This is a genomic window from Streptomyces sp. So13.3, from assembly GCF_005860785.2.
GTDB lineage: Bacteria > Actinomycetota > Actinomycetes > Streptomycetales > Streptomycetaceae > Actinacidiphila > Actinacidiphila fildesensis.
The window spans coordinates 2,384,082-2,408,437 of the sequence record NZ_CP048835.1; the positions used below are offsets into that span (position 1 = coordinate 2,384,082).

Here is a 24,356-nt window from a genome sequence, read left to right on the forward strand (position 1 = left end):
GGTTCGCCGCCGCTACTGGTTGCCGCAGGGGCTGGTCACGACCGGGTCGAGCCACGGCAGGTCGTGGCCCATCCGGTCCCGCTTGGTGCGCAGGTACCGCAGATTGTGCTCCCCCGCCACGACAGCCATCGGCTCGCGGGCGAGGACCTTCAGGCCGTGGCGGGTGAGCGCGTCGACCTTCTCCGGGTTGTTCGTCAGCAGCCGCACCGACCGCACACCGAGGTCGGTGAGCATCTGCGCGGCGGCGCCGTAGTCGCGGGCGTCGGCGGGCAGGCCCAGTTCCAGGTTGGCGTCCAGGGTGTCGCGGCCGCGCTCCTGGAGCTCGTACGCGCGCAGCTTCGACAGCAGGCCGATGCCGCGGCCCTCGTGGCCCCGCAGATAGACGACGACACCGCGGCCCTCGGAAGCCACCCTTTCGAGCGACGCCTGGAGCTGCGGTCCGCAGTCGCAGCGCTGCGAGCCGAAGACGTCGCCGGTGAGGCATTCGGAGTGCACCCGCACCAGGACGTCGTCGCCGTCGGCGAGGGCGCCGGTCGCGTCGAGGTCACCGGCGATGAGCGCGATGTGCTCGATGCCGTCGGTGGTGCTGCGGTAGCCGTACGCCCGGAAGTCGCCGAAGGCGGTGGGCAGCCGGGTCGCGGCCTCGCGGCGCACGGTGGGCTCGGACGCCCGGCGGTAGGCGATCAGATCCTCTATGGAGATGATCGACAGGCCGTGCTTGCGGGCGAACGGCACCAGCTCGGGGAGCCGGGCCATGGTGCCGTCCTCACGGGCGATCTCCACGATGGCCGCGGCCGGCCGCAGTCCCGCCAGCCGCGCCAGGTCGACCCCGGCCTCGGTGTGGCCGTTGCGGACCAGGACGCCGCCCGGGCGGGCGCGCAGCGGGAAGACATGGCCGGGGCGCACGAAGTCGCCCGCTACGGAGGCGGGGTCGGCGAGCATCCGGATGGTGGTGGCCCGGTCGGCGGCGGAGATGCCGGTGGTCACGCCGTGCGCGGCGCTCGCGTCGACCGAGACGGTGAACGCGGTCTTCATCGACTCGGTGTTGGCCTCGACCATCTGCGGCAGTTCCAGCCGGTCGAGCTCCGGGACCTCCATCGGCACGCAGATCAGCCCGCGGCACTCGCTCATCATGAAGGCGACCAGCTCAGGGGTGGCCTTCTCGGCGGCGATGATGAGATCGCCCTCGTTCTCACGGTCCTCGTCGTCGACGACGACGACGGGACGGCCGGCGGCGATGTCGGCGATGGCCCGTTCGACCGGGTCGAGCGCGAGATCACCGTCGTGGTCGGCGTACCAAGTCTGCAGCGCGGTCATGCTGTGGCTCCATCCGGGACGGTCCCGCTCGGCGTCCTGTCCGTCCGGGTCTGCAGCCACCAGGCGCGCAGACCGAGGACGACCAGGACGAAGTAGATGACATAGACCAGGCCCGAGAAGGCCAGCCCGTTGTTGAAGGCGAGGGGGACACCGACCACGTCGACGGCGAGCCACGCGAACCAGAACTCCACCCAGCCACGGGCCTGGGCGACCATGGCGGTCAGCGTGCCGACGAAGATGTACGCGTCGGGCCACGGGTCCCAGGACAGCTTCGGGTAGGCGGTGAAGAGCAGCGCCAGGGCGACGGTGCCCGCGGCGGTGCCGGCCACCAGCCAGGCCCGCTCCGTCCAGGTGGCGAAGCGGATGGCCAGCCGGCCCTTCGTGGCACCGCCGCGCCGCCACTGGGCCCAGCCCCACACCGCGACGGTGACGACCACGATCTGCTTGCCGATACCGCCGCTGAGGTGCGCGGAGGCGTAGGCGGCGACCAGCACGAGGCCGGAGAGCAGCTGTACCGGCCAGGTCAGCAGGGAACGCCGCCAGCCGAGCGCCAGGGCGCCCAGACCGAGCAGGTTCCCCGCCATGTCCGACCGGAGGATGTGCTGGTCGAACGCGGTGAACGCCTCGCCGTTGAGCCAGTCCAGCGCACTCATGGCGTGGTCTCCGTCCGGTTCGCGCCGAGCAGCCGCTCGACGTACTTGGCGAGTACGTCCACCTCGAGGTTGACCGGGTCGCCGGGCTGCTTGAAGCCGAGCGTGGTGAGCGCGAGGGTGGTCGGGATGAGGCTGATGGTGAAGTAGTCGGGGCCCGCGTCGACCACGGTGAGGCTGATGCCGTCGACGGTGATCGAGCCCTTCTCGACGACGTAGCGGGTCAGCTCGGCGGGCAGCGAGACCTTGACGATCTCCCAGTGCTCGGCCGGCTTGCGCTCGACGATGGTGCCGGTGCCGTCCACATGGCCCTGGACGAGGTGGCCGCCGAGCCGGCCGCCGAGCGCCATCGGGCGCTCCAGGTTGACGCGGGAGCCGGCGGCCAGCGCGCCGAGGCTGGAGCGGCTGAGCGTCTCGGCCATCACGTCGGCGGTGAACTCGCCGTCCCCGAAGTCCACGACGGTGAGACAGACGCCGTTGACGGCGATCGAGTCGCCGTGCTTGGCGCCTTCGGTGACGACAGGGCCGCGCACCCGGAAGCGGCTGGCGTCGGCCAGCTCCTCGACTGCGGTGATCTCGCCCAGTTCTTCGACGATTCCGGTGAACACTCAGTTCTCCTCGGCGTGGGGATAAGCGGTGATGCGGAGGTCGGGACCGATGCGTACCGTCTCGGTCACATCGAGCCGCAACGCCTGCGTGATGGTGGTGATTCCGGCGTCGGCCAGCGCGGTGGGTCCGGCGCCGAGCAGAACGGGTGCGAGATAGCCGACGACCTTGTCGACGGCGCCCGCGGCCACGAAGGCGCCGGCCAGGGTCGGGCCGCCCTCCAGGAGCACGGAGCGGACCCCGCGCTCGTACAGGGCGGTGAGCAGGGCGGGGATGTCCAGTCCTGGGCCGGCTGCCGCGCGGGGCAGCCGGACGGTCTCGGCGAGGCCGTCCAGGTGGGCGGTCCTGGTGTCCTGGGCGACCGCGATCAGGGTGGGCGCGGCGTCGTCCAGCACCCTGGCGCCGGGTTTGACGGTGGCGGCGGTGTCGACGACGACCCGCAGCGGCTGGGTGGCGCCGTCCAGGCCGCGCACCGCGAGGTGCGGGTCGTCGGCGCGCAGGGTGCCGGAGCCGGCGACGACGGCGTCCGCCTCGGCGCGCAGCCGGTGGACGTCGGCGCGGGACTCCGGGGAGGTGATCCAGCGGCTGGTGCCGTCGGCGGCGGCGATCCGGCCGTCGAGGGTGCTCGCGTACTTCCACACCACGAACGGGCGGCGGCGGGCGAGGGTCGTCAGCCACACCTCGTTGCCGCGGGCGGCCTCGGCGGCGAGCAGTCCGCCCTCGACGTCGACCCCCGCGGCGCGCAGGGTCGCGGCACCGCCGGTGGCGTCGGGGTTCGGGTCGGCGACCGCGTAGACGACACGGGCGATGCCGGCCTCGATGAGGGCCTGGGAGCAGGGGCCGGTCCGGCCGGTGTGGTTGCAGGGTTCGAGGGTGACCAGCGCGGTGCCGCCGCGGGCCGACTCCCCCGCCGCGCGCAGCGCGTGGACCTCGGCGTGCGGGCCGCCGGCCCGCTGGTGCCAGCCCTCACCGACGGTGCGGCCCGCGGCGTCCAGGACGACGCAGCCGACGACGGGGTTGGGGCTGGTGGAGCCGAGCCCGCGGGCGGCGAGCTCGATGGCTCGGCGCATTGCCGCGATGTGGGCCGGAACGGGGGCCACCGGGTCCTCCTGCCTCATAGGGCACGGACTCCGGGGCTGTCACGAAGGACAGGAAGCGGACGATGCACCAAGAGACGCCGAGGCCGGAAAACGGTTCGCCCGAAGGACGAGCCGACAGCAGCGGCGCACCGGTGATTGCCCGCCGCGCACTGCCTCCCATCCGGACTTTCACCGTCGGTCCAGGAATTTCACCTGGTCAACCGCCCGCTGGCTGCGGACGGGTCGCGGACTGTAACCGCCGGTTCGGAATTACACCGACCCCGGAGTGCGCAAACGTCACTGATACATCCCTCAGTCTGCCACGTCCGATCACAGCACCGGTAGAGAGGCGACTGTGCTCTGGCTCACGAGAGGGGCCGGAATACGGTCCGGGAGGGCTTCCACGGGGACGACCAGGGGTGCGGGTCACGGCGCGGGGACGAACAGGTCCTCCTGGGCGGCGTCCATGGCGGACAGCACGGCGCCGCGCAGGACCGCGCTGCCGGTGACCGTGCCGGCCCGTACGTCGGTGCTCAGCGGCGACATGAGCGGGAGCCGCTCCGCGACCCTGCCGGCCAGCGCCTCGCCGCCGGCCCGGCCGATCTCTCCGGCCAGCACCACGCAGCCGGGGTCGAGCACCGCGCAGACCGCCGCGGTGCCGATGGAGATCCGGTCGGCGAGCTCGTCCAGGAACGCTGCGTTCCGCTCCCCCGGCCCGGATCCGCGGGCCCAGCGGACGGCGGCCTCGGCCGTGTCGACGCCGTCGCCCGGGTCAGGGAAGCCGTGCCGGCGCGCGAGCGCGCAGACCGCGGCGGAGCCGGCCAGGGAGTGGAAGCCGCCCTCGCAGTCGGTGACGGACGGCAGCCGCGAGGTGCCGGGCACCGGCAGGAAGCCGATCTCGCCCGTACCGCCCGAGGCGCCGCGCCGCAGCCGGCCGTCGAGGACGACGGCCGCCCCGACACCCGCGCCGAGCCACAGCAGGACGAAGGTGTGCTGGCCGAGGGCCGCGCCGACGCGCTGTTCCGCTATCGCGGCCAGGTTGCACTCGTTCTCCAGCAGGACCGGGATGCCGAGCCGGCCGCGTACCTCGGTGACCAGGTCGCCGTGCCAGGCGGGCAGCGCGCCGGTGGCGCGGAGCTGGCCGGTGGCGGGGTCGACGAGGCCCGGCGCCCCGAAGGCGACGGTGTGCAGCGCTCCCGCGCCCGCCTCGCGGGCGGTGCGCTCCAGCAGTGCCGTCCCGCGCCGCGTCACCTCTTCCGGGTCGTCGGACGGGCCGACGGGCATGGCCGCGGTGGCGACGGTGCGGCCGAGCAGATCGGCGACGGTGATGCCGATGCTGTAGGTGCGGATGTCCACTCCGGCGATGTACGCGAGGTCGGCGACGATCGCGTAGAGCCGGGCGTTGGGACCGCGGCGGTCGTCCCCCGACGTGCCGACGACCTCGATCAGCCCGGCGTCCTGCAGCCGCTCGACCAGGTCCGCGACGCTGGGCCGGGACAGCCCGGTGAGGTTCTTCAGCTGGGCGGCGGTCAGCGGCCCCTCGCTCTGCAGCAACCCCAGCGCCAGCCGGTCGTTGATGACACGCGCCGTGCGCGGCGAGGCGGTGGGGCCGGGGAGCGCGGTGTCGTTGTGCGCGCGGGTGGCGGTCATGCCGGGATCCTTCCAGACACGGGCCGTGGAACAGGCATCCGAAAAGCCATTTCTATCAGGTAGGCTCCCTGATAGTTTACGCGCCATGACAAGTGCAGTGACGCGGAAGGCCGAACCGGGGCTCCGCCGGGCCCACATAGCCATCGCGACGGTGTTCGCCGTGCACGGCTCGGTCACCGGCAACTTCGCCACCCGGATCCCCTGGATCAAGGACCAACTGGACCTCAGCGCCGGCCAGCTCGGCCTGGCGCTGGTCTTCCCGGCGATCGGCGCGTCACTGGCGATGCCGCTGGCCGGCCGGATCATGCACCGGTTCGGCTCCCGGGCCGCGCTGCGCGGACTGCTGGCCCTGTGGTGCGCGGCACTGGCGCTGCCCGCCGCCGCGCCCGGCCTGGTCTGGCTGTGCGGTCTGCTCTTCGTGTACGGCGCCACGTCCGGCATGGCCGACGTGGCGATGAACGCGCTGGGCGTCGACGTCGAACAGCGCAAGGGAAAGTCGATCATGTCGGGGCTGCACGGCATGTGGAGCGCCGGCACTCTGGCGGGCTCGGCGATCGGCGTGGCCGCCGCGCACGGCGGCGTCGACGCCCGGCTGCATCTGGCGGTCGCGGCCGCGGTACTGGTGCCGCTCGGCTACCTCGCCTGCGCGGGCGCTCCCGACATCCACCCGGAACTGGAGGCGGAGGCGCCGCCGCGGTTCGCCCTGCCGCCGCGCTCCGCTCTGGTCATCGGGGCGATCGGCTTCTGCGCGGTCTTCGCGGAGGGCGCGAGCATGGACTGGTGCGCGGTCTACCTCCGCGATGTCACCGGCGCCTCGGCCGGTGTCGCCGCGGCCAGTTACACGGCCTTCGCCTGCACCATGGCCGCGACCCGGCTCGCCGGGGACGCGGTGGTCCGGCGGCTCGGCCCGGTGCGGACGGTGCGGGCCGGCGGCCTGCTCGCCGTCGTGGGCGGGCTGTTGGTGGTCGCGGCCGACGCACAGCCGCTGGCCATCACCGGCTTCGCGCTGCTCGGGGTGGGCATCGCGGTCGTCGTGCCGCTCTGCTTCGCCGCGGCCGGGCACGCCGGCCCGGTGCCCAGCCAGGCCATCGCCGGAGTCGCGACCGTGACGTACACCTCGGGACTGGTGGCCCCGGCCGCCATCGGGGTCATCGCCAACGCCAGTTCCCTGACGGCGTCGTTCGGCCTCGTGACGCTGCTCGCGGCGGGACTCGTGGTGGGCGCGGGAGTGCTGCGCCCGGCCGCCGGACGGGCTGTTTCCGCCCCGTCCGGCGGGTGAGCGAGGGCTCAGCCGGTGATCGAGTCCAGCTGCTCGGCCGCGGGCCGCAGCGCCCACAGGTCGCCGCCCGGCGGGGCCTGGAGCGCGGGCACCGCCGCGCGGGCCTTCGGGTCCCCGGCGTCGGCGGCGGCATGCACGATGTCGCTCGCCGCGTAGGCCCGGAAGTCCAGTTCCGGGTGCGGCCAGGGCACCTTGCCGGTCGCGGCGGGCAGCAGGTAGTCGACCGCGGCGGAGAGCCGCTGCCCGGCCGGACCCCGGTAGGACCACAGGTTCACACCGACGTGCCGGCCGATCGCCGCGAGCCGGGTGAACGCCACCAGGTTGAAGGTGGAGTAGTGCCAGCTGCGGGTGCGGGAGAACTCGCCCGGCTGGCTGCCGTCGGCGGCGATCTGCGGATCGATCCGCCCGGCCCTGGCCTTCAGCACCGTCTGCCGGGCGAGGCCGTCGTGACCGGTGGCGAGCTGGAGCGCGGCCAGCTGCATGTCGAAGAAGGTGCCGTGGTTGTTGGCCGCCGCCGCCTCCTCCTTGCCGAAGGCGCCGCCGAGCCAGTTGCGGAAGCCCTCGTACCAGGTACGCATCCCACCACGGTCGCCCTTGGTCCAGCCGGGGGCTCCGGTGTCGAGGATCGCGGTCGCGTCGAGGACGCTGGTGAAGCCCTGGGAGAAGTCGATGATGCCGATCGCCCGGCCGTCGTACTTGCAGGGGATGATCTGCGCGTGGTCCAGGTTCGGGTTCATCCGGGTGGCCGGATCGGTGAACCAGGTACGCAGGATCTCGGCGGCGTGCCGCGAGTAGGCCGGATTGCCGGTGTAGTACCAGGCGAGGCTGAGGGTGTAGGCGGACGCGAACACCTCGCCGCGCTCGTCGTGGTCGGTGAGTTCGTCAACTTCGGGATTCCGCTGCCCGTCCTTCTGGAGGTACGGGCATCCCATCGGGTTGTCCGCGGTCTTCGGCTGGCTCGCCCACCAGTACGGGGCCTGGCTGAGGTAGTCGTGCTTGTCGCCGCCGGGCGGCGTGCGGTCCTTGTCGGTGACGGTCCACGGGCCCTGGCCCAGCCAGCCGTCGGCCTGTGTCCGCAGGTCGGCGACGGCCCGCCGCAGCGCTGGGTCGCCCTTCGCCAGCCGCCCCTTCGTCTGCCGCAGCTGCTCGCCGTCCAGCACGACGGTCCGCGGCACCTTCGCCGCGGCGCTGGTGTGTGCCGGTACGTGCGCGGGCGCCGCGGACGCGGGCGATGCCATGGGCGCGAGCAGGGCGGCGAGCCCGGCCACGGTGGCGAGCAGCGCTCCACGGCCCCTACGTCTTCCGCTCATCAAAGACTCCCATCACATACATGAATGGTGTTCACACTGACGATCGTGTGAGCGTAGGGCGGCCGCTTCGGCCTGACAACGCCTGGCGCAGGATTCATGGATGTGACCGACAGGGGGCGAAATGCCCCGCGCGGCGCCGGTTCCCGCGACCGCCCGCCGGGCAGGTACCAATCAATGAACGGAAACCCCGCAACCCCCGCTTTACGCTAGATTGCCCATTCTCGGCAGCGGGATCCCCGCCTCGCCGACCGGATCATGACTTCCCCTCTCTTTGCTGCGGCTATACCAAGGAGGCGACCGCGACCGTGCCCGAGAAATGGGTCAGCGTCATCATTCCGGTCTACAACGCCGTTGATTATCTGGATGAATGCCTGGAATCCGTGGTTCATCAGACGATCGGAATCGACCGTATCGAGGTCGTGGTCGTCAACGACGGATCGACGGACGGCAGCGCCGAGTTGCTCGACAGCTGGGCGGTACGGCATCCGGAGATCCGGGTGCTCCACCAGGCGAATTCCGGCGCTCCCGGGGGCCCGCGCAACCGTGCCATCGACGTGGCCACCGGAGAGTTCCTCTTCTTCGCCGACCCCGACGACTACCTGGGCACCGAGGCTTTCGAGCGCATGGTCGGGGCGGCCCGCCGCGACGATTCCGATGTGGTCCTCGGACGGATCCGCGGGGTCGGCAGGTCCGCGGCCGCAGGACCGTTCCGGCAGAACGTCGCGCGGGGCGACATCTACAGCACCAAGGCGGTATGGAGCCTGACCGCGCACAAGCTGTTCCGCCGCTCGCTGGTGGCCGAGCACGGACTGCGCTTCGCGGAGGGTGTCCGGCTGGCCGAGGAGCAGATCTTCATCGTGCCCGCCTATTTCGCCGCCCGGGCGATCTCGGTGGTCGCGGACTACGACTGCTACTACCTCATGAAGCGGGAGGGATTCGCCCACCTCACCCAACAGGGTCCCGATCCCGAGCACTTCTACGCGGGCATCCGCAAGGTCCTGCAGACGGTGGTCGAGAACACCGAACCCGGCCCCCGGCGCAACAGCCTGCTCCTGCGCTGGGGTCAGGTGGAGATTCTCGGCAAGTTCGGCCGCAGTTTCCCGCGCTGGCCGGCGGACCAGCAGAAGGCCTATGTGCGGCTGGCCGCGGAACTCCTCGAGGACTTCATCCCCGAGGAGGTCCTCGCCCCGCTCTCCCCCCTCGACCAGACCCGCGGGCAATTGCTCCGCCGCGGTCAGCTGGATGAACTGATCGCTCTCGCCCGGTTCGAACAGTCCGACTGGGCGGACATCACCGAAATGGCCTGGCTGCCCGACAACCTGCGGTTCACCGCCACCCTGCGCACCCGGCTGCGGGCCACCAGCCGCCCCGGGAAACTGGAACACCATTTCGTGCTCCAGCGGGTGGGCGACGGGCACGAGGTCGTGGTGCCCACCACGGATCCGGGCGGCGTCGAGCCGGCGCTGACCTTCAGGACCGTCTTCGACGTACGCCATCTCGGCACCGAGGTCCGCAGGCCCGGAGCGTGGAGAATGCTGCTGCGGCTGTCGTACGGCGAGCAGTTCGAGGACTTCCCGGTGCGCTTTCCCGGAACGAAGCTCCCGGCGGGCGCGGCCGGCCGCCGCAGGCTCCGCTCCGGCCTCCGCCCGATGCTCGTCTGGCTCTCCCGTGACCCGGAGAGCCGGGCGGAACTGATCGTCACCAACTGGCGCGGCCTCGCCGGAATGGTCAGGCGCAAGGTCCGCAATCGGCTGTCCCGGTGAGGCGGAGCGCCGCCGCGGTCAGCCGAGGCCGCTCGGCGTGAGGTCCTGCAGCCCCACCACGCGCAGCAGCCGCAGCCGCTCGTAGGAGTCGGTGCCCGGCCGCGCCGAGTAGACGATCAGCCGCTGGTCGTGCTCGGTGCTCAGCAGGACCTCGCAGTCCAGCTCCAGCAACCCCACCACCGGATGCTGGAACCGCTTGGACGAGGAGCGCCGGACGGCCACCTCGTGGGCCTCCCACAGCCGCGCGAACTCAGCGCTGGAGGCGCGCAGTTCCGCCACCAGGGCGGCCGGCCGGGGATCGTCGGGCCGGGCCGCGAGCACCGCCCGCAGATTCGCCACCTGACCGCGCGCGAGCCCGTCCCGGTCCTCGACCGGGAACAGCTCGCGCGCCGCCGGGTCGGTGAACATCCGGCGGACGATGTTGCGCTGCCCCGGCGGGCCGGAGAACACGTCGCCGACCAGCGCGGCGGCCAGCGCGTTCTGTGCCAGTACGTCGCCGAAGTCGCTCATCACCTGCGCCGGGGTGTCGTGCAACCGGTCCAGGACCAGCAGCAGCGCGGGCCTGACATGGGCGGCGCCTTCGCGGTCGTACGCCGGGTCGCCCCGCCGGTGGGCGGGCGACGGCTCCTCCCCCGCCAGATGGAACAGATGGTCGCGCTCGTCCTCCGTCAGCCGCAGCGCCCGGGCCAGCGCGGCCAGCATCTGCCGGGACGGCCGCGGGCCGCGGGCCTGCTCCAGGCGTGCGTAGTAGTCGGCGGACATCCCCGCCAGCTGCGCGACCTCCTCGCGGCGCAGCCCCGGGGTGCGGCGGCGGGCTCCCCCGGTGAGGCCCACGTCCGCGGGGCTGAGGCGCGCGCGGCTGCGGCGCAGGAAGTCGGCGAGTTCGGTTCTGTCCACTCCTCCAGCATGCGGCCGCGGCCGGACGGTATCCAGGGACTGCTGATCCCCGGATCGACGGGTCTCTCCCGCCGCCCGTCCTTCCGCCGCACGCTGGGGCACGGCGGGCACGATCCGCCGGCAGGGCTCACACGGCGGATACGAGGAGCGGGACATGCTGACTTTGGTGACGGGTGCGACGGGCGAGGTCGGACGGCGGTTCGTCCCCCGGCTGCTGGCGCGGACGGCGCCCGGCGACGCCGTCCGGGTGCTGGTGCGGGACGAGGAGCGGGGCGCCCCCGCCGCCACGCTCGGGGCGCAGGTCACGGTCGGCGAGCTGCGTGACCCGGAGGCGGTGCGCAAGGCGCTGGCCGGGGTGGACACGGTGCTGAACATCGCGGCGGCCTTCCGCGGCGTGCCGGACGAGGAGGCCTGGGCGGTCAACCGCGACGCCGCCCTGGAGCTGGGCCGGGGCGCCGTCGAGGCGGGCGCCGGCCGCTTCGTCCAGGTCAGCACGAACCTGGTGTACGGCGCGGGGCGCGGGCGCCCGGCGGTGGAGGACGACGAGCCGCTGCCCGGCTCCCCGATGTGGGGCGCCTACCCGGCCTCGAAGTCCGCGGCGGAGCAGGGTCTGCTGGCGCTGCACCGCGAGCACGGTCTCGATGTGCGGATCGGCCGGCTCGCCTTCGTCTACGGGGAGGGTGACCCGCATCTGGCGCAGTCCCTGCGGTGGGCGGGCGGCTGGGCCGGGCACCAGCGGCTGACGATGGTGCACCACGCCGATGTCGCCCAGGGTCTGCTGCGGCTGCTGCGCGCACCGGGAGCGGCGGGGCGGGTCTACAACATCGCCGATGACGCCCCGGTGTCCGCGGTCGAGCTGCACCAGCTCAACGGGGTGGAGCTGCCCGCAGGCATGGCGGGCCGGCCGCTGGACGACCCGTGGGAGGGCGTGGTGTCGACCGCCCGCATCCGCGACGAGCTGGGGTTCAGCCCCCGTTACCCCTCGGTGTGGACCGCGTGGGACGCGGGCGCGCTGTGACCGGCGGTCCGGCATCACCCGTTTCAGGGACGCACCGGCGCGCGGCCGTGCCCCGTGCCCGCCGGCTGGGACGCTGGGCACATGACGACGGTGTGGCGGACGGTCCCCGGTGACGTGGACGAAGTGGTGGCGCGGATGCGCGCGCTGGACGCCGCGCTCCCGCCGCACGACGGCGTCGCGGTGTTCAACCGGGTCTATCTCTCCGTCACCGAGGAGATGCGGCGGCTGATGTCCGCGGGGGTCTTCGACGATCCGCACGCGGCGGCCGAGTTGGACGTACGGTTCGCCGGCCGCTACCTGGCGGCGGTCGGCACGGAGTCCTCCCGGCGCCGGGCCCCCGCCTGCTGGCGTCCGCTGCTGCAGCTGCGCGGGCACCGCGGGGTTCGGCCGCTGCAGTTCGCACTCGCCGGGATCAACGCGCACATCGGCCATGACCTGGCGCTCGCGCTGGTCGACACCTGCCGGGCGCTGGACCGTGAACCCGCCGCGATGGAGGGGGACTTCGGGCGGATCGGCGATGTGCTGGTGGCCATCGAGGAGCGGGTGCGCGAGGACCTCATGCCGGGGCCCGACCTGCTGGACGTCGCCGACCCGCTGACCCATCTGGTCGGTTCCTGGAGCCTGGAACGGGCGCGGGACGCGGCCTGGGCCGCGTCCCGCCTGCTCTGGTCCTTGCGGCACACCGGTGCGATGTACCGGGAGTGCGTTGACCGGCTCGACGCGGGCGTGGGGCTCGTCGGCCGGTTCCTGCTCACTCCGCTGGCCGGCCGGTGACGCGGGGCCGGGGCGGACCGGAGGTCAGCCGAACTGCTTGACCGCCTGGTAGTACGTCCAGGCGAGGCTGTTGCAGGCGGCCTTCGTCACGACGTTGTAGCCGTGCGAACCGCACACCCGCTTGAGGTCCTCGTACAGCATGCTGTCCAGCCGGGGCTTGTTGGCGCTGAACTGTCCGGCCGCCTTGTAGTTGCGGTAGCCGAAGTCGTGGTGGGCACACCCCAGGTTGAACGGGAAGCCCAGCGGGTTGTCGGGCGACGACGAGCAGTAGTCCGTGGACCAGTCGAAGCCGTAGGCGGACCAGGCACCCTGGTTGTTGCGTGCCGAGATGAAGGCGTTGTAACTGGAGGCGCTGGTCTGGGTCCAGCTGGACAGGACCTGGGGTTTGTCGGCGGGTGCCGCCGACGCCGGAACTGCGGCGCCGGCGACGGCGATCAGGGCGGCGGCCGGAAGGGCCAGGACTACGGGCAGGCGACGGCTCATGCGCTACCTCCGGGATCCGGCGGCCCGCGTGGGGCGGGCCGCTTACTCGGAGGATTGCACCGCGAGCGGCTGGCGTCCCGCTATACGCCTCCTTAAGCCCCGGTCACGTTACGACGTCAACCCGGCCGGCCGCACGGATGCCCGGCGGCGCTCAGTCCTCGTCGAGGAAGACCGGCGCGATGTCCTCGTAGACGTCGCCAGGACCGGGGTTGGTCGCGTCGGTCCCGCCGCCGAAGTGGTGCATGACGCCCCACACCGCGTTGAGTGCCGTCTGGACCGCGCCCTCGGCCCAGCCCGCCGTCCAGGAGATGTCGTCGCCCGCGAGGAAGATGCCGCGCTTGTCCTCGGGCAGCGTGTCCTGCATGAAGTGGGTGAACAGCCGCCGCTGGTAGCGGTAGTGGCCGGGCAGGTTGGCCTTGAAGGCGCCCATGAAGTAGGGCTCGTTCTCCCACGACACGGTCACCGGGTTGCCGATGATGTGCGAGCGGATGTCGACCTTGGGGTAGATCTCACCGAGCGAGGTCAGCATGACCTCCATGCGCTCGTTGGCGCTCAGCGGCAGCCACTTGAGGCTGTCGTCGCACCAGGTGTACGACAGGCAGATGGTCGCCGGCTTGTCCGGGCCGTCGTCGAGCAGGTACGTGCCGCGGGTCATCCGGTCGGTGAGCGTCATGCTCATCACGTCGCGGCCGGTCTGCTCGTCCTTGTCCAGCCAGAACGGCCGGTCGACCGGCACGAAGAGCTTGGACGACTCCATGTAGTGGGTGCGCTCGATCGCCGTCCAGTGGTCGATCGGGAAGAGCGAGTCGTCGCAGGCGATCTTGGAGAGCAGCATCCAGGACTGCGCGGTGAAGACCGCCGCCGGATACGTCCTGATGTCGCCCGCCGCGTCGGTGACCGTGATGCGGTTGCCCGCGGTGCGGTGCAGCCGGGTGACCGCCGGGCGCGGCGTGCCGCCGTGCAGCGACGACAGCGACGTGCCCCGCTCCCAGTGCGTGAGCTTGTCCGGCTCGCGGTCCCACAGCCGCAGCGGCAGTTGCTGGCTGCCGCCGACGATGCCGTGGTGGTCGTCGTCGGCGCCGGTGTAGACGACCCGCAGGATCTCCAGGATGGAGTTGGGGAAGTCGGTGTCCCAGCCGCCGGTGCCGAAGCCGACCTGGCCGAATATCTCCCGGTGCCGGAAGGACTTGAAGGCCGGGGAGTCGCAGAGGAACCCGTAGAACGTCTGGTTGTCGAGCTTCTCGACCAGCGCGGACCAGATCTCGCGGATGACGGGGACGTCACGCTCGCGCAGGGCGCGCTGCATCGCGGAGAAGTCCGCGCCGTCCTCCAGGCACGCGTTCCAGGCGTGCATGACCTGGTGGTAGACCTCGGGCAGGTCGTCGACGGACGTGGCGTAGTGCGACTCGCCCTTGAGGTCGACGACGGTCGAGGGGGTGCCGGGCGACAGCGGGTTGGGGAACGGCCGGGTCTGCAGGCCCACCAGGTCCACGTAGTACTGGAAGGCGGTGGACGACGGCGGGAAGCGCATCGCGCCCATCTCCGCGGTCAGGTCGGCGTCGCAGCCCTCGAAGCCGACGGTGCGCAGCCGGCCGCCGATCCGGTCCGCCTCGTAGACGACGGGCTTGAGGCCCATCTTCATCAGCTCGTAGGCCGCGATGATGCCGGAGAGCCCGCCGCCGATGACCGCGACCTCGGTGCCGTGCTCGGTCGCCGGTACGGCACCGAGCCCGGCCGGGCTCGCCAGGTAGTCGTCGTAGGCGTACGGGAAGTCCGGCCCGAACATCGTGATCGGGGGCTCGGCCTGCGCCTGGACATGCTGCTCGTCATGGACCGCGGTGGGCACGGACGTCATCGGGGGTGTCTCCTCGCGAAAAAGGGGTCAGACGAACGTCAGACGAGCGTGCCGTACAACTCGGGCCGCCGGTCGGGCAGGTACGGGGTCTCGTCCCGCGCGGCCCGCAGCAGCTCCGGGTCGGCGTCGGCGATCACCAGCTCCTCACCGGTGCCGGCCCGGGCGCGGACCGTTCCGTCGGGCCCTGCCAGACAGCTGAGCCCGGTGAAGTGGAACTCGCCCTCGGCGCCGCAGCGGTTGGCGTAGGCCAGATGCAGCTGGCTTTCGTACGCGCGGGCCGGGACGAGGGTCTGTGCGACGAACTCGTACGGGCGCATCAGCGCCGTGGGAACGACGAGCAGGTCGGTGCCCGCGAGGGCATGGGCCCGGACGTTCTCCGGGAATTCGACGTCGTAGCAGATCAGCAGCCCGATCCGGGTGCCGTCGAGGTCCGCCTGGACCACGGTGGTGTCGCCGGGGGTGAAGTGCTCGCGCTCGAAGCCGCCGAACAGATGGGTCTTGCGGTAGTTCGCCAGCGCGGTGCCGTCCGGGCCGATGAGCTGCGCGGAGTTGAAGACCGCGGCGCCCGCCCGCTCGGGATAGCCGTACACGATCGCGATGCCGTGCTCGGCGGCGATCTCCGCGACGCGCAGCGCGCCCGGACCGTCGGCGGGCTCGGCCAGCCCGGGTATCCGGTCGCCGAGCGCGTACCCGGTCAGGTACATCTCGGAGCTGGCGAGCAGCCGGGCGCCGGAGGCCGCCGCCCGCCGGGCGGCGCCGTCCAGCGCGGCCAGGGCGGCGCCGGTGGAATCCGGAACGCCGCCGGGGCCTTGGTACAGCGCGATGCGCAGCGGCGGCATGGATCCTCTTCGTCGCTCGATGGTCTGTTCGGGGTCTCTTAGAAGGTACGTTTCCGGCCACCTACGCAACAAGATGTGAATCTTGCGCACCTACCAGCGATCCGTTGCGTCTCGGAGCCGGCCGGCGGCGATCTGTTGCGTATGTGGTTCAGGCCACAGCCTGGGACGGCACGGCCTAGGCCGGCGAGCCCGAGGTGTAGCGGCGCAGCAGCGGCGACAGCACCAGGACGGACTTGGTCCGCTCGACGAACGGCTCCCCGGCGATCCGTTCCAGCACCCGCTCGAAGTGCCGCACGTCGGAGGCGAAGACCTGGACGAGGGCGTCCGCCTCGCCGGTGACGGTCGAGACGGTCGCGACCTCGGAGTAGCGGGCGAGGCCGCGCAGGATGTCGCCGGGGCCGGTGTTGCGCCGGCAGTAGATCTCGACGAACGCCTCGGTCTCCCAGCCGAGCGCCGCCGGGTCCACCCGTACGGTGAAGCCGGTGATGGCGCCGGAGGCCAGCAGCCGGTCCACCCGGCGTTTGACGGCGGGGGCGGAGAGCCCGACCTGGGTGCCGATGTCGGCGTAGGAGCGGCGGGCGTCCTCGGCAAGGGCATGGACGATGCGTTCGTCGAGATCATTCAGGCGCACAGCGGGTGGTTCACACTTCTTCTCGGGCGAGCTGGGACCGGCGCATGCCGTACGTGAAGTACAGCACGAGTCCGCCGGCCATCCAGATTCCGAACCACTTCCAGGTCTGGGCGCCGAGGCTGGTCATCATCCACAGGCACAGCAGGAACCCGATGGCGGGGGTGACCGGGGAGAACGCGACGCGGAAGGTGCGCGGCAGGTCCGGCCGGGTGCGGCGCAGGATGATCACCGCGACGTTGACCAGGGCGAAGGCGAAGAGCGTACCGATGCTGGTGGCGTTGGCGAGCTCGCCGAGCGGCACCAGGGCCGCCAGGATGCCGCAGAAGAGCGAGACGATCACGGTGTTGGCGCGCGGGGTGCCGCTCTTCGGGTCGACCTTCGAGAAGATCTTGGGCACCAGGCCGTCGCGGGACATCGAGAACAGGATGCGGGTCTGTCCGTACAGCACGGTCAGCACCACGCTGGCGATCGCGATGACGGCGCCCGCGGCGAGCAGCACCGCCCAGAAGCTCTGGCCGGTGACCTGGCGGAGGATCTGCGCGAGGGCGGCGTGGGCGTCGCTGAACTGCTGCCACGGCATGGCGCCGACGGCGACCAGCGCCACCAGGCAGTACAGCACCGTGACGATGAGCAGCGACAGGATGATCGCGCGCGGCATGTCGCGCTTGGGGTTCTTGGCCTCCTCGCCTGCGGTGGAGGCGGCGTCGAAGCCGATGTAGGAGAAGAACAGCGTGGCGCCCGCGGCGCTGACGCCCGCCATGCCGAGCGGCATCAGCGGGTGGAAGTTGCCGGCCCGGATGCCGGTGAAGGCGACCGCGCAGAACAGCACCAGCGAGGCGATCTTCACGACGACCATGACGGTGTTGACGCGGGCGCTCTCCCGGGCACCCCGCAGCAGGAACGCCATGGAGAGCAGCACGACCAGGAGTGCGGGGATGTTCACGACGCCGCCCGCGCCCGGCGGGTTGGCGAACGCGTCGGGGATGGTGACCCCGATCGTGCCGTGCAGCAGCTCGTTGAGGTACTGGCCCCAGCCGACCGCGACCGCGGCGACCGACACCCCGTACTCCAGGATCAGGCACCAGCCGCAGAGCCAGGCGATGAACTCGCCCATCGTGGCGTAGGTGTAGGAGTACGAGGACCCCGAGACCGGGATGCTGCCCGCCAGTTCGGCGTAGGAGAGCGCCGAGAAGAGCGCGGTGAACCCGGCGATGACGAAGGAGATCACGACCGCGGGGCCGGCCTTGGGGACGGCCTCGCCCAGCACCACGAAGATGCCGGTGCCGAGGGTCGCCCCGATGCTGATCATCGTCAGCTGCCACATGCCGAGGGAGCGCTTCAGCTCCCCGCCGTCACCGTGGCCGCCCTCGGCGACGAGCCGGTCGACGGGCTTGCGCCGCATCAGCCTGCCTCCGAAGCCGCCGCCGGGGGTGGGGCCGCCCGGGGCGGGATCCGCCCCGGTCCGGTCGCGGGTGGACGGCGCTGCGCCAGTTCGTGCCACTGCGGGAGCTCCTTGGTCGTGCCGGTTCGGACGGCGGCGGCGAGGTCGCGGCGGCACCGTACGGGAGTGCGCGTCCCGGCGCACTACCGGTGGGAACCGCCGAGCTTGGGGTCGCCACCGCTCCACGTACAGGGCATGACCTTACGAGGTATGACGAGTGCCTGTAATGCGGGTCTATTGCGCATCTGCGGATGATCGTTGCGCGAAACCGCCGGAGTGCGCCGAATCATTGCCATCGCTGCGGCAGGTCGTTGCGTTGTCCGCTTTGTGGGGGCGAACGCGAGAGCGCCGGACCGGGCTGGAGTCCCAGCCCGTCCGGCGCTCGGCGTGCTGCGTCATCAGCTCCAGCTGGCGTGCAGGGCCTTGCCCTCGGCGTAGCCGGCGGCGCTCTGGATGCCGACGATGGCCTTCTCCTCGAACTCGGCGAGCGAGCCCGCGCCCGCGTAGGTGCACGAGCTGCGCACCCCCGCGATGATCGAGTCGATCAGGTCCTCGACGCCCGGACGCGTCGGGTCGAGGAACATCCGCGAGGTGGAGATGCCCTCCTCGAAGAGCGCCTTGCGGGCCCGGTCGTACGCGGACTCCTCGCTCGTTCGGTTGCGCACCGCGCGAGCCGAGGCCATGCCGAAGCTCTCCTTGTACAGCCGCCCTTCGGCGCTCTGCTGGAGGTCGCCCGGGGACTCGTAGGTGCCGGCGAACCAGGAGCCGACCATCACGTTGGACGCGCCCGCGGCCAGCGCCATCGCGACATCGCGCGGGTGCCGGACGCCGCCGTCGGCCCAGACGTGCTTGCCGTACTTCTTCGCCTCGGCGGCGCACTCCAGGACCGCGGAGAACTGCGGGCGGCCCACGCCGGTCATCATGCGGGTGGTGCACATGGCGCCGGGGCCCACACCGACCTTGATGATGTCCGCGCCGGCCTCGATGAGGTCGCGCACCCCCTCGGCGGCGACGATGTTGCCCGCCACGATCGGCACCTGCGGGTCGAGGGCGCGGACCGCCCTGACCGCGGTGAGCATCGACTCCTGGTGGCCGTGCGCGGTGTCGACGACGAGTGTGTCGACGCCCGCGTCGAGCAGCTGCTTGGCCTTGACCGCGACATCGCCGTTGATGCCGACGGCGGCGGCGATGCGCAGCTTGCCGTTGGCGTCGGTGGCGGGCGTGTACAGGGTGGCGCGCAGCGCGGCCTTGCGGGTCAGGATGCCGACCAGCCGGCCGTCCGCGTCCACGGCCGGGGCGAGCTTGCGGTTGGCGGCGTCGAGGCGGTTGAAGGCCTCGCGCGGGTCGATGCCGGCGTCCACGAGCAGCAGGTCGCGCGTCATCACCTCGGACAGCTGGGTGAAGCGGTCCACGCCGGTGAGGTCGTGGTCGGTGACGACGCCGACCGGGCGGCCGTCCTCTACGACGACGCCCGCGCCGTGCGCCCGCTTGGGCAGCAGCGACAGCGCGTCGGCGACGGTCTGGTGCGGAGCCAGCGTGATCGGGGTGTCGAGCACCAGGTGGCAGCTCTTGACGTACGCCACGACGTCCGCGACCACGTCGATCGGGATGTCCTGGGGGATCACGACGAGGCCACCACGGCGGGCGACCGTCTCGGCCATCCGGCGGCCGGCGATGGCGGTCATGTTCGCGACGACCAGCGGGATGGTGGTGCCGGTGCCGTCGGGGGACGCGAGGTCCACCGCCTGCCGGGACCCGACCGCGGAGCGGCTGGGCACCATGAAGACATCGTCGTAGGTCAGGTCGTAAGGGGGCTTCACGTCATTGAGGAATTTCATACTGGCTGCCTCACCTGCGGTTATACGTCTGGGGCGGGTGGGGAGTCAGCACCGAACCAGCGCCGTCCAGGCTGCGGCTCCTACGCCATCATCGCCGATGCGACCAAGTTCTGGCGAACCGGCGCCCCCCGTTCTGTGCCTTCCACCAGGGGGCTCAGACCTCGTTTGTGGCTTCCTCCACGATCACGTGAAGGGGGGTGTCGGTGTGCTGCCAGAAGTCGGAGGCGTCCCGGAGGATCTGTGTGACGATGCGCCATTCGCGGGGCGAGACGGCGGCGTACTCCTGCCAGCCCGTGACCCGCAGCCGGCGCCGGGTGGCGGCCGGGCACCAGGACAGGTCGGTGAGGCAGTCCGCCAGGGCGTCCCAGTTGCGGCCGAAGTACTCCGGCAGGGACAGCGACCGGGCGCAGCGGTCCATGAACTCGTGCCGGGTGGTGACACCGGCGAGGTCGAGCACGGTGGCCGTCACCGCAGCACCGCCTTGAAGGTCTGGTAGTGGTCGTCGGTGTAGTAGAACTCCCCGCCCTCGCCGGTGATGACCCGGCGGGCCCCGCGGTCGCGTGAGCCCGGGGTCGTGACGGTGTACTCGTGGTAGTAGCCGGACTTCTCGCGGGGCAGTTCCCTCTCGAAGTTGCTGAACACCGCCCCGTCCTTCGCGTACGGGTACGGGCCGCCCCGGTCGATCAGCGCCAGTGTGTTCCGCGCCTCGGCGGGCAGCCGGCCGGCCGCGACCGTCGCCCGTCCCGAGGCCCAGCCGGGAACGGAGGCGGTGGGGCCGTAGCCGCTGCCCGGGGACGCCGGGGAGCGCGTCGCGGTCCCGGTACCCGTCGTCCCGGTGCGCGTCCCGGTGTCCGAGGAGCAGCCGGTGAGGAGCACGACGAGGCACATCAGGAGCGCGGCGGCGGCCGCGCGCGTGGCGGACCGCAGCAGCATGCGGCCGATGCTGCCACACGGCCCCGGCCGGAGCACGGTGGCGCGCGCGGTCAGACGGTGGGCGTGACCTGGGGACTCGCGGCGTCCGGCGGACCGCTGAGGGCCAGCTGGGAGACCAGCCGGTAGCGGTCGCCGCGGTAGATGGCGTGCGTGTACTCGAAGAGCCGGCCGTGCTGGTCGCGGGTGACGCGCTCGGAGGACAGCACCGCCGCTCCGGCGCTGATGCCGAGCAGCGACGCCTGCACGGTGTCGGCGGACAGCGCCTCGTGGATCTGCTCGGCCGCGGAGGGCTCGATGCCGTAGCGCTCGCGCAGCAGGGAGTAGAAGGAGCCGCTCTCGACGTCGTCCGCGGTGGCGCCGGGCACCAGCTCGCTGAGGACGTGGATGGTCTCCAGCGCCATCGGCTCGTCGTTGACCAGCCGCTGCCGGGCCACCCGCAGCACGGGGGTGCCGGCCTCGACGCGGAGCCGGCTCCCGATGCTCATGCCGGCCGGGATCACCGAGTGGTCGAGGACGCGGCTGGTCCACGTCCCCGGGGCCGCCGGGTAGCCGGACTGATCGGCGGCCGGCGCGGTCACGATCCGCTGGGAGATCTTCGGCGTGCCGACGAACACCCCGCGCCCGTGCTCGCGCACCAGCCAGCCGTCCTTGACCAGTTCGTCCACCACGGCGCGCAACGTCGGCCGGGACGTCTCCAGTTCGACGCACAGCTGCCGTTCGGCCGGGATGGCCTGCCCCACCGCACGGGCCTCGATCAGCGAGATCAGGTGCTCGCGGATCAGATCGCGTTTTCTCAGTCCGGCAGTCATCGGGTACGCCGCTCCCGCGCAGTGAGCACACAGTGGCCAATCTTGTGCTCTCAGCTTAGGTCAGCAGACAGGTTGGCGTAAATAAACTGACCACTTATTGACCAATTGCCGCCTCCTGGTCCACCATCACCCCAGCGCCATCCCCCCACTGGTCAGGATTCCGACCACCGTCACCGGAGGCCAGCACCATGCGCAATCGCCGACTTCTCACCGCCGCCGCCGCGGCCGCCGCCTGTACGGTCGCGGCATTCACCGCCGGATCGGCCATGGGTTCTCCCGCGGGCCGTACGCCCGCCCCGGCCCACGCCGCTCCCGCCGCCGTCCCCGCCGTCCCGTCCGGTGTGCAGCTGCAGGGCTGGCTCTACCCCGGCTCCGCCGGTGAGCCGCAGTGCTCCGGCCAGGCCGAGTACGCCGACAACCGGCTCAGGAGCGGAGCGCTCAAGCCCGAGTACTGGGCGGTCCAGCCCAACGGCACCCTGCTCCTGGAGACCACGGCGCAGGGCCTGTGCAACGCCTACAGCGCGGCCAACGTCACCGATCTCAAGGCACATTCGACGTACCAGTACCCGACCGTCTCGGGCATGGACACCCCCACCGTCCGCGCCCTGGTGGGCAGTTCGGCCCGGCGCGGCCAGGCCGTCCAGCAGCTCACGGCGATGACGGTCAACGCCGGGCTGACCGGCATCGACGTCGACATGGAGGACTACTGGTCCTGGTCCACCGGCGACTTCGCCACCTACCGCACCTTCCTCACCCAGCTCGCCACATCGCTGCACGCCTCCGGCAAGCGCCTGCAGGTGGACGCCCCGGCCATGACCGAGGACGCGCCCTACTACGACTACGCGGCGGTGGTCGCGACGGGCGTCGACGAGCTCGCGATCATGGCCTACGACGACGAGTACGACTCCGACCCGGGCGGAAAGTGCAAGGCCATCACCCCGTACGCCTGGCTGAAGCAGGTCGTCCAGTACGCCCGGAGCAAGGTGCCCAACCACGACAAGCTGGTCATCGGACTGCCCTCGTACGGCTACAGCGCCCCCGCGTCGTGCGACACCTCGGCCATCGAGGGCAACATCCCGTTCAGCGTGATGCGCGGCAAGCCCGGCTGGTCGGGCAACGCGTCCACCATCGAGCAGCGCCGGGACAGCGGATCCGGCGAGATCCGCTGGACCTCGGGCGGAAAGCTCTACGACTACGTCGACCAGACGTCGATGGACCGCAAGCTGCAGGTCCTCACCGGCCTCGGCGTCACCAAGGTCTCGGTGTGGTCCCTCGGCGGGAACCCCTGGTTCACCCGCTGATCCGGCCGGACCAGGGCACGTGCGACCCCGGCGGACTACGGTCCGTCGGGGTCCGCGCGGTCCAGGGCGGGGCGCGGGGCGGCGCCGGTCGAGTACAGCAGGTGGTCGGCGGCGGCCGTGTCCGTCACCAGGCTGGTGACCAGCCCGGAGCGCAGCACGGCGTCGATCGCGGCGGCCTTGCGCAGCCCGCCCGCGATGGCCAGCACCTCGGGGATCCGGCGGAGCCGGTCCGCCTCGATGGTGATGCAGCGCTCGCCCAGGTCGCGGCCGACCCGGCGCCCCGCGGCGTCGAACAGGTGCGAGGACATCTCGGCGGCGACGCCGAGCCCCGCGTAGTGCGCGCGCTCGGCGTCGGTCAGCGCGTCATGGACGGTGGAGATGCCGGCCGCCCAGGAGCCGATCGAGACCACCGCGACGGTGACCTTGTCGAAGTACCCCATGGCGGCGGCGATTCCGCTCTGGGCGCGCAGGGTGGCGGCCGTCGCCGGGTCCGGCAGCACCATCGGCGCGTACAGCGGGTGCGCCTCACCGCCGGAGACCGCGGCGGCGGTCCGCACCGCCTCGACGGAGCCGCGCTCGGCGGTGCCCACGTCGTACACACCGGTCAGCTGGACGACGGTGCACTGCGGCAGCCGGTCCAGGGCGTTGGCCATCGTGATGATGGAGCGGCCCCAGGCCAGGCCGAGCACATCGCCCTCGGTGACCAGCTCGCCGAGCAGGTCGGCGGCGACCTTGCCCAGGTTCTCCGGGTCGGGCGCGTCGGACTGCTCCGGCGGGGTCTCGACGACGACCGCGTGCCGCAGGCCGTAGCGGGCGCGCAGCGCGTCCGAGCGCTCGGCGTCCAGCTCGGCCGGGACCCGGATCTCGATCCGTACCAGGTCACGTTCGAGGGCGGTCTCCAGCACCCGGGCCACCTTGAAGCGGCTCACGCCGAACTCCTCGGCGATCTGGATCTTGGACTTGCCCTCGAGGTAGAAACGGCGCGCCATCGCTGCGGCCTGGACCATCTCGCCGGGGCCCATGCGCACCTGTGTGCGGCCTGTGGTCACGTTGCTCTCCCCAGTTGCCCATCTGATCGGCTCCGCGCTCATCCTCGCAGATGGCGCGGTGTTACGGACGCGTAGCCGGACCGTCAGTGGGTACAGGCCGCCGTGGCCAGCTCACGCAGCCCCCGCACCGCCGCCGCCGGGTCGTCCGCACCGTAGACCGCGGAACCTGCGACGAAGACGTCCGCGCCCGCCTCGGCACACCGTTCGATGGTCCGCTCCGACACCCCGCCGTCGATCTGCAGCCACAGCTCCAGGCCGTGCTTGTCGATCAGCTGACGGGTCCGGCGGATCTTGGGCAGCATGATGTCGAGGAACGCCTGCCCGCCGAAGCCGGGCTCCACCGTCATGATCAGCAACATGTCGAGCTCGGGCAGCAGGTCCTCGTACGGCTCGATCGGGGTGGCGGGCTTGAGTGCCATCGACGCCCGCGCGCCCTTCGCCCGGATCTCCCGGGCCAGCCGCACCGGCGCGGCCGCCGCCTCGACGTGGAAGGTGACGGAACCGGCGCCCGCCTCGACATAGGCCGGGGCCCAGCGGTCCGGGTCCTGGATCATCAGATGGCAGTCGAGCGGGATGTCCGACGCCCTGCTCAGCGACTCCACGATCGGCACACCGAGCGTCAGGTTGGGCACGAAGTGGTTGTCCATGACGTCGACATGGAGCCAGTCGGCGCCTTCCACGGCCTTCGCCTCGTCGGCGAGCCGGGCGAAATCGGCGGAAAGGATGCTGGGGTTGATCTGCACGCTCATATGCCCAGCAAACCAGATCCCGGAGGGTGCCAGATCCCTGCCCCCGCAAGGAACGGGTCCGTTCCGTAAAATCGCGGAACGATCT

The 24,356-nt window shown here is 71.8% G+C and carries 23 protein-coding genes and 1 riboswitch; of the genes, 5 read left to right on the top strand and 18 right to left on the bottom strand.

From position 1 onward, the window contains the following. Nucleotides 1-12 precede the first annotated feature (12 nt). From C8250_RS10805 to C8250_RS10825, 5 genes are all read right to left on the bottom strand, one after another. The gene (locus C8250_RS10805) at nucleotides 13-1,317 is read right to left on the bottom strand and encodes a bifunctional 3,4-dihydroxy-2-butanone-4-phosphate synthase/GTP cyclohydrolase II (RefSeq protein ID WP_138353024.1); all 1,305 of its coding nucleotides are present in this window, start codon (nucleotides 1,315-1,317) and stop codon (nucleotides 13-15) included. Then, on the bottom strand, nucleotides 1,314-1,970 hold the full coding sequence (locus C8250_RS10810) for a nicotinamide mononucleotide transporter family protein (RefSeq protein ID WP_138353023.1): 657 nt from the start codon (nucleotides 1,968-1,970) through the stop codon (nucleotides 1,314-1,316). The genes C8250_RS10805 and C8250_RS10810 overlap by 4 nt, the downstream gene beginning before the upstream one ends. Further along, nucleotides 1,967-2,575: a riboflavin synthase gene (locus C8250_RS10815; protein WP_138353022.1), complete on the bottom strand. Its 609-nt coding sequence runs from the start codon at nucleotides 2,573-2,575 to the stop codon at nucleotides 1,967-1,969. Before C8250_RS10815 ends, C8250_RS10810 begins: the two co-directional genes overlap by 4 nt. After that, complete coding sequence (ribD, locus tag C8250_RS10820; protein ID WP_138353021.1) at nucleotides 2,576-3,691, bottom strand: bifunctional diaminohydroxyphosphoribosylaminopyrimidine deaminase/5-amino-6-(5-phosphoribosylamino)uracil reductase RibD; 1,116 nt, start codon at nucleotides 3,689-3,691, stop codon at nucleotides 2,576-2,578. A 124-nt stretch (nucleotides 3,692-3,815) separates the two neighbouring features. Continuing rightward, a riboswitch (FMN riboswitch) is annotated at nucleotides 3,816-3,946 on the bottom strand. Nucleotides 3,947-4,078: 132 nt separating this feature from the next. Continuing rightward, nucleotides 4,079-5,302 carry an ROK family transcriptional regulator gene (locus tag C8250_RS10825; RefSeq protein ID WP_138353020.1) on the bottom strand — a complete coding sequence of 408 codons (1,224 nt, stop codon included), beginning with the start codon at nucleotides 5,300-5,302 and terminating at the stop codon, nucleotides 4,079-4,081. A gap of 85 nt (nucleotides 5,303-5,387) precedes the next feature. Here C8250_RS10825 and C8250_RS10830 point away from each other — a divergent pair, with 85 nt between their 5' ends. Then, nucleotides 5,388-6,581: an MFS transporter gene (locus C8250_RS10830; protein ID WP_138353019.1), complete on the top strand. Its 1,194-nt coding sequence runs from the start codon at nucleotides 5,388-5,390 to the stop codon at nucleotides 6,579-6,581. A gap of 8 nt (nucleotides 6,582-6,589) precedes the next feature. On the opposite strand, the gene C8250_RS10835 is transcribed toward C8250_RS10830, so the two are convergent. Next, complete coding sequence (locus C8250_RS10835; protein WP_138353018.1) at nucleotides 6,590-7,891, bottom strand: alginate lyase family protein; 1,302 nt, start codon at nucleotides 7,889-7,891, stop codon at nucleotides 6,590-6,592. A gap of 305 nt (nucleotides 7,892-8,196) precedes the next feature. Here C8250_RS10835 and C8250_RS10840 point away from each other — a divergent pair, with 305 nt between their 5' ends. Beyond that, nucleotides 8,197-9,654, top strand: coding sequence for a glycosyltransferase family 2 protein (locus C8250_RS10840; RefSeq protein WP_244809087.1), 1,458 nt, complete (start codon nucleotides 8,197-8,199; stop codon nucleotides 9,652-9,654). An 18-nt stretch (nucleotides 9,655-9,672) separates the two neighbouring features. Here the strand turns inward: C8250_RS10840 and C8250_RS10845 are convergent, their stop codons facing one another. After that, nucleotides 9,673-10,551, bottom strand: a complete 879-nt coding sequence (locus C8250_RS10845; protein WP_138353016.1) for a helix-turn-helix transcriptional regulator — start codon at nucleotides 10,549-10,551, stop codon at nucleotides 9,673-9,675. Nucleotides 10,552-10,705: 154 nt separating this feature from the next. Between C8250_RS10845 and C8250_RS10850 the strand changes: the two genes are divergently transcribed. Beyond that, a complete protein-coding gene (locus C8250_RS10850) occupies nucleotides 10,706-11,569 on the top strand; it encodes an NAD(P)-dependent oxidoreductase (protein ID WP_138353015.1) in 864 nt (287 codons plus the stop codon). Nucleotides 11,570-11,650: 81 nt separating this feature from the next. Continuing rightward, nucleotides 11,651-12,343, top strand: coding sequence for a DUF5995 family protein (locus C8250_RS10855; protein ID WP_138353014.1), 693 nt, complete (start codon nucleotides 11,651-11,653; stop codon nucleotides 12,341-12,343). Between the two features lie 24 nt (nucleotides 12,344-12,367). Here the strand turns inward: C8250_RS10855 and C8250_RS10860 are convergent, their stop codons facing one another. The 9 genes from C8250_RS10860 to C8250_RS10900 all read right to left on the bottom strand — a co-directional run bounded on the left by C8250_RS10860 (nucleotide 12,368) and on the right by C8250_RS10900 (nucleotide 21,172). Continuing rightward, a complete protein-coding gene (locus tag C8250_RS10860) occupies nucleotides 12,368-12,826 on the bottom strand; it encodes a phospholipase (protein ID WP_138353013.1) in 459 nt (152 codons plus the stop codon). A gap of 151 nt (nucleotides 12,827-12,977) precedes the next feature. Continuing rightward, nucleotides 12,978-14,681 carry an NAD(P)/FAD-dependent oxidoreductase gene (locus C8250_RS10865; RefSeq protein ID WP_138353012.1) on the bottom strand — a complete coding sequence of 568 codons (1,704 nt, stop codon included), beginning with the start codon at nucleotides 14,679-14,681 and terminating at the stop codon, nucleotides 12,978-12,980. 38 nt (nucleotides 14,682-14,719) lie between these two features. Then, complete coding sequence (locus C8250_RS10870) at nucleotides 14,720-15,520, bottom strand: carbon-nitrogen hydrolase family protein (RefSeq protein WP_138353011.1); 801 nt, start codon at nucleotides 15,518-15,520, stop codon at nucleotides 14,720-14,722. A gap of 175 nt (nucleotides 15,521-15,695) precedes the next feature. After that, nucleotides 15,696-16,151: an Lrp/AsnC family transcriptional regulator gene (locus C8250_RS10875; protein WP_138353010.1), complete on the bottom strand. Its 456-nt coding sequence runs from the start codon at nucleotides 16,149-16,151 to the stop codon at nucleotides 15,696-15,698. Between the two features lie 10 nt (nucleotides 16,152-16,161). Beyond that, nucleotides 16,162-17,652, bottom strand: a complete 1,491-nt coding sequence (locus C8250_RS10880; RefSeq protein WP_244809088.1) for an amino acid permease — start codon at nucleotides 17,650-17,652, stop codon at nucleotides 16,162-16,164. Between the two features lie 338 nt (nucleotides 17,653-17,990). Beyond that, nucleotides 17,991-19,430 (bottom strand): GuaB1 family IMP dehydrogenase-related protein, encoded by a 1,440-nt coding sequence (locus tag C8250_RS10885; protein ID WP_138353009.1) that lies wholly within the window; start codon nucleotides 19,428-19,430, stop codon nucleotides 17,991-17,993. A gap of 154 nt (nucleotides 19,431-19,584) precedes the next feature. Continuing rightward, nucleotides 19,585-19,899: a barstar family protein gene (locus C8250_RS10890; protein ID WP_244809089.1), complete on the bottom strand. Its 315-nt coding sequence runs from the start codon at nucleotides 19,897-19,899 to the stop codon at nucleotides 19,585-19,587. Further along, nucleotides 19,896-20,363 (bottom strand): ribonuclease domain-containing protein, encoded by a 468-nt coding sequence (locus tag C8250_RS10895; RefSeq protein ID WP_138353008.1) that lies wholly within the window; start codon nucleotides 20,361-20,363, stop codon nucleotides 19,896-19,898. Before C8250_RS10895 ends, C8250_RS10890 begins: the two co-directional genes overlap by 4 nt. Before the next feature lie 50 nt (nucleotides 20,364-20,413). Continuing rightward, the gene (locus C8250_RS10900; RefSeq protein ID WP_138353007.1) at nucleotides 20,414-21,172 is read right to left on the bottom strand and encodes a GntR family transcriptional regulator; all 759 of its coding nucleotides are present in this window, start codon (nucleotides 21,170-21,172) and stop codon (nucleotides 20,414-20,416) included. Between the two features lie 188 nt (nucleotides 21,173-21,360). Here C8250_RS10900 and C8250_RS10905 point away from each other — a divergent pair, with 188 nt between their 5' ends. Beyond that, nucleotides 21,361-22,473 carry a glycosyl hydrolase family 18 protein gene (locus C8250_RS10905; protein WP_244809090.1) on the top strand — a complete coding sequence of 371 codons (1,113 nt, stop codon included), beginning with the start codon at nucleotides 21,361-21,363 and terminating at the stop codon, nucleotides 22,471-22,473. Between the two features lie 35 nt (nucleotides 22,474-22,508). On the opposite strand, the gene C8250_RS10910 is transcribed toward C8250_RS10905, so the two are convergent. Together C8250_RS10910 and rpe are read right to left on the bottom strand one after the other, a co-directional pair. Then, a complete protein-coding gene (locus C8250_RS10910; RefSeq protein WP_187145265.1) occupies nucleotides 22,509-23,495 on the bottom strand; it encodes a sugar-binding domain-containing protein in 987 nt (328 codons plus the stop codon). 110 nt (nucleotides 23,496-23,605) lie between these two features. Further along, complete coding sequence (gene rpe / locus C8250_RS10915; RefSeq protein ID WP_138353005.1) at nucleotides 23,606-24,271, bottom strand: ribulose-phosphate 3-epimerase; 666 nt, start codon at nucleotides 24,269-24,271, stop codon at nucleotides 23,606-23,608. Nucleotides 24,272-24,356 lie beyond the last annotated feature (85 nt).

What these genes read in the sequence shown, in the direction of transcription:
- C8250_RS10805 (WP_138353024.1), bottom strand. Translation starts at nt 1,317, where the DNA reads ATGACCGCGCTGCAGACTTGGTACGCCGACCACGACGGTGATCTCGCG.
- C8250_RS10810 (WP_138353023.1), bottom strand. Translation starts at nt 1,970, where the DNA reads ATGAGTGCGCTGGACTGGCTCAACGGCGAGGCGTTCACCGCGTTCGAC.
- ribD (WP_138353021.1), bottom strand. Translation starts at nt 3,691, where the DNA reads ATGAGGCAGGAGGACCCGGTGGCCCCCGTTCCGGCCCACATCGCGGCA.
- C8250_RS10825 (WP_138353020.1), bottom strand. Translation starts at nt 5,302, where the DNA reads ATGACCGCCACCCGCGCGCACAACGACACCGCGCTCCCCGGCCCCACC.
- C8250_RS10830 (WP_138353019.1), top strand. Translation starts at nt 5,388, where the DNA reads ATGACAAGTGCAGTGACGCGGAAGGCCGAACCGGGGCTCCGCCGGGCC.
- C8250_RS10835 (WP_138353018.1), bottom strand. Translation starts at nt 7,891, where the DNA reads ATGAGCGGAAGACGTAGGGGCCGTGGAGCGCTGCTCGCCACCGTGGCC.
- C8250_RS10850 (WP_138353015.1), top strand. Translation starts at nt 10,706, where the DNA reads ATGCTGACTTTGGTGACGGGTGCGACGGGCGAGGTCGGACGGCGGTTC.
- C8250_RS10855 (WP_138353014.1), top strand. Translation starts at nt 11,651, where the DNA reads ATGACGACGGTGTGGCGGACGGTCCCCGGTGACGTGGACGAAGTGGTG.
- C8250_RS10860 (WP_138353013.1), bottom strand. Translation starts at nt 12,826, where the DNA reads ATGAGCCGTCGCCTGCCCGTAGTCCTGGCCCTTCCGGCCGCCGCCCTG.
- C8250_RS10865 (WP_138353012.1), bottom strand. Translation starts at nt 14,681, where the DNA reads ATGACGTCCGTGCCCACCGCGGTCCATGACGAGCAGCATGTCCAGGCG.
- C8250_RS10870 (WP_138353011.1), bottom strand. Translation starts at nt 15,520, where the DNA reads ATGCCGCCGCTGCGCATCGCGCTGTACCAAGGCCCCGGCGGCGTTCCG.
- C8250_RS10885 (WP_138353009.1), bottom strand. Translation starts at nt 19,430, where the DNA reads ATGAAATTCCTCAATGACGTGAAGCCCCCTTACGACCTGACCTACGAC.
- C8250_RS10895 (WP_138353008.1), bottom strand. Translation starts at nt 20,363, where the DNA reads ATGCTGCTGCGGTCCGCCACGCGCGCGGCCGCCGCCGCGCTCCTGATG.
- C8250_RS10900 (WP_138353007.1), bottom strand. Translation starts at nt 21,172, where the DNA reads ATGACTGCCGGACTGAGAAAACGCGATCTGATCCGCGAGCACCTGATC.
- C8250_RS10905 (WP_244809090.1), top strand. Translation starts at nt 21,361, where the DNA reads ATGCGCAATCGCCGACTTCTCACCGCCGCCGCCGCGGCCGCCGCCTGT.
- C8250_RS10910 (WP_187145265.1), bottom strand. Translation starts at nt 23,495, where the DNA reads ATGGGCCCCGGCGAGATGGTCCAGGCCGCAGCGATGGCGCGCCGTTTC.
- rpe (WP_138353005.1), bottom strand. Translation starts at nt 24,271, where the DNA reads ATGAGCGTGCAGATCAACCCCAGCATCCTTTCCGCCGATTTCGCCCGG.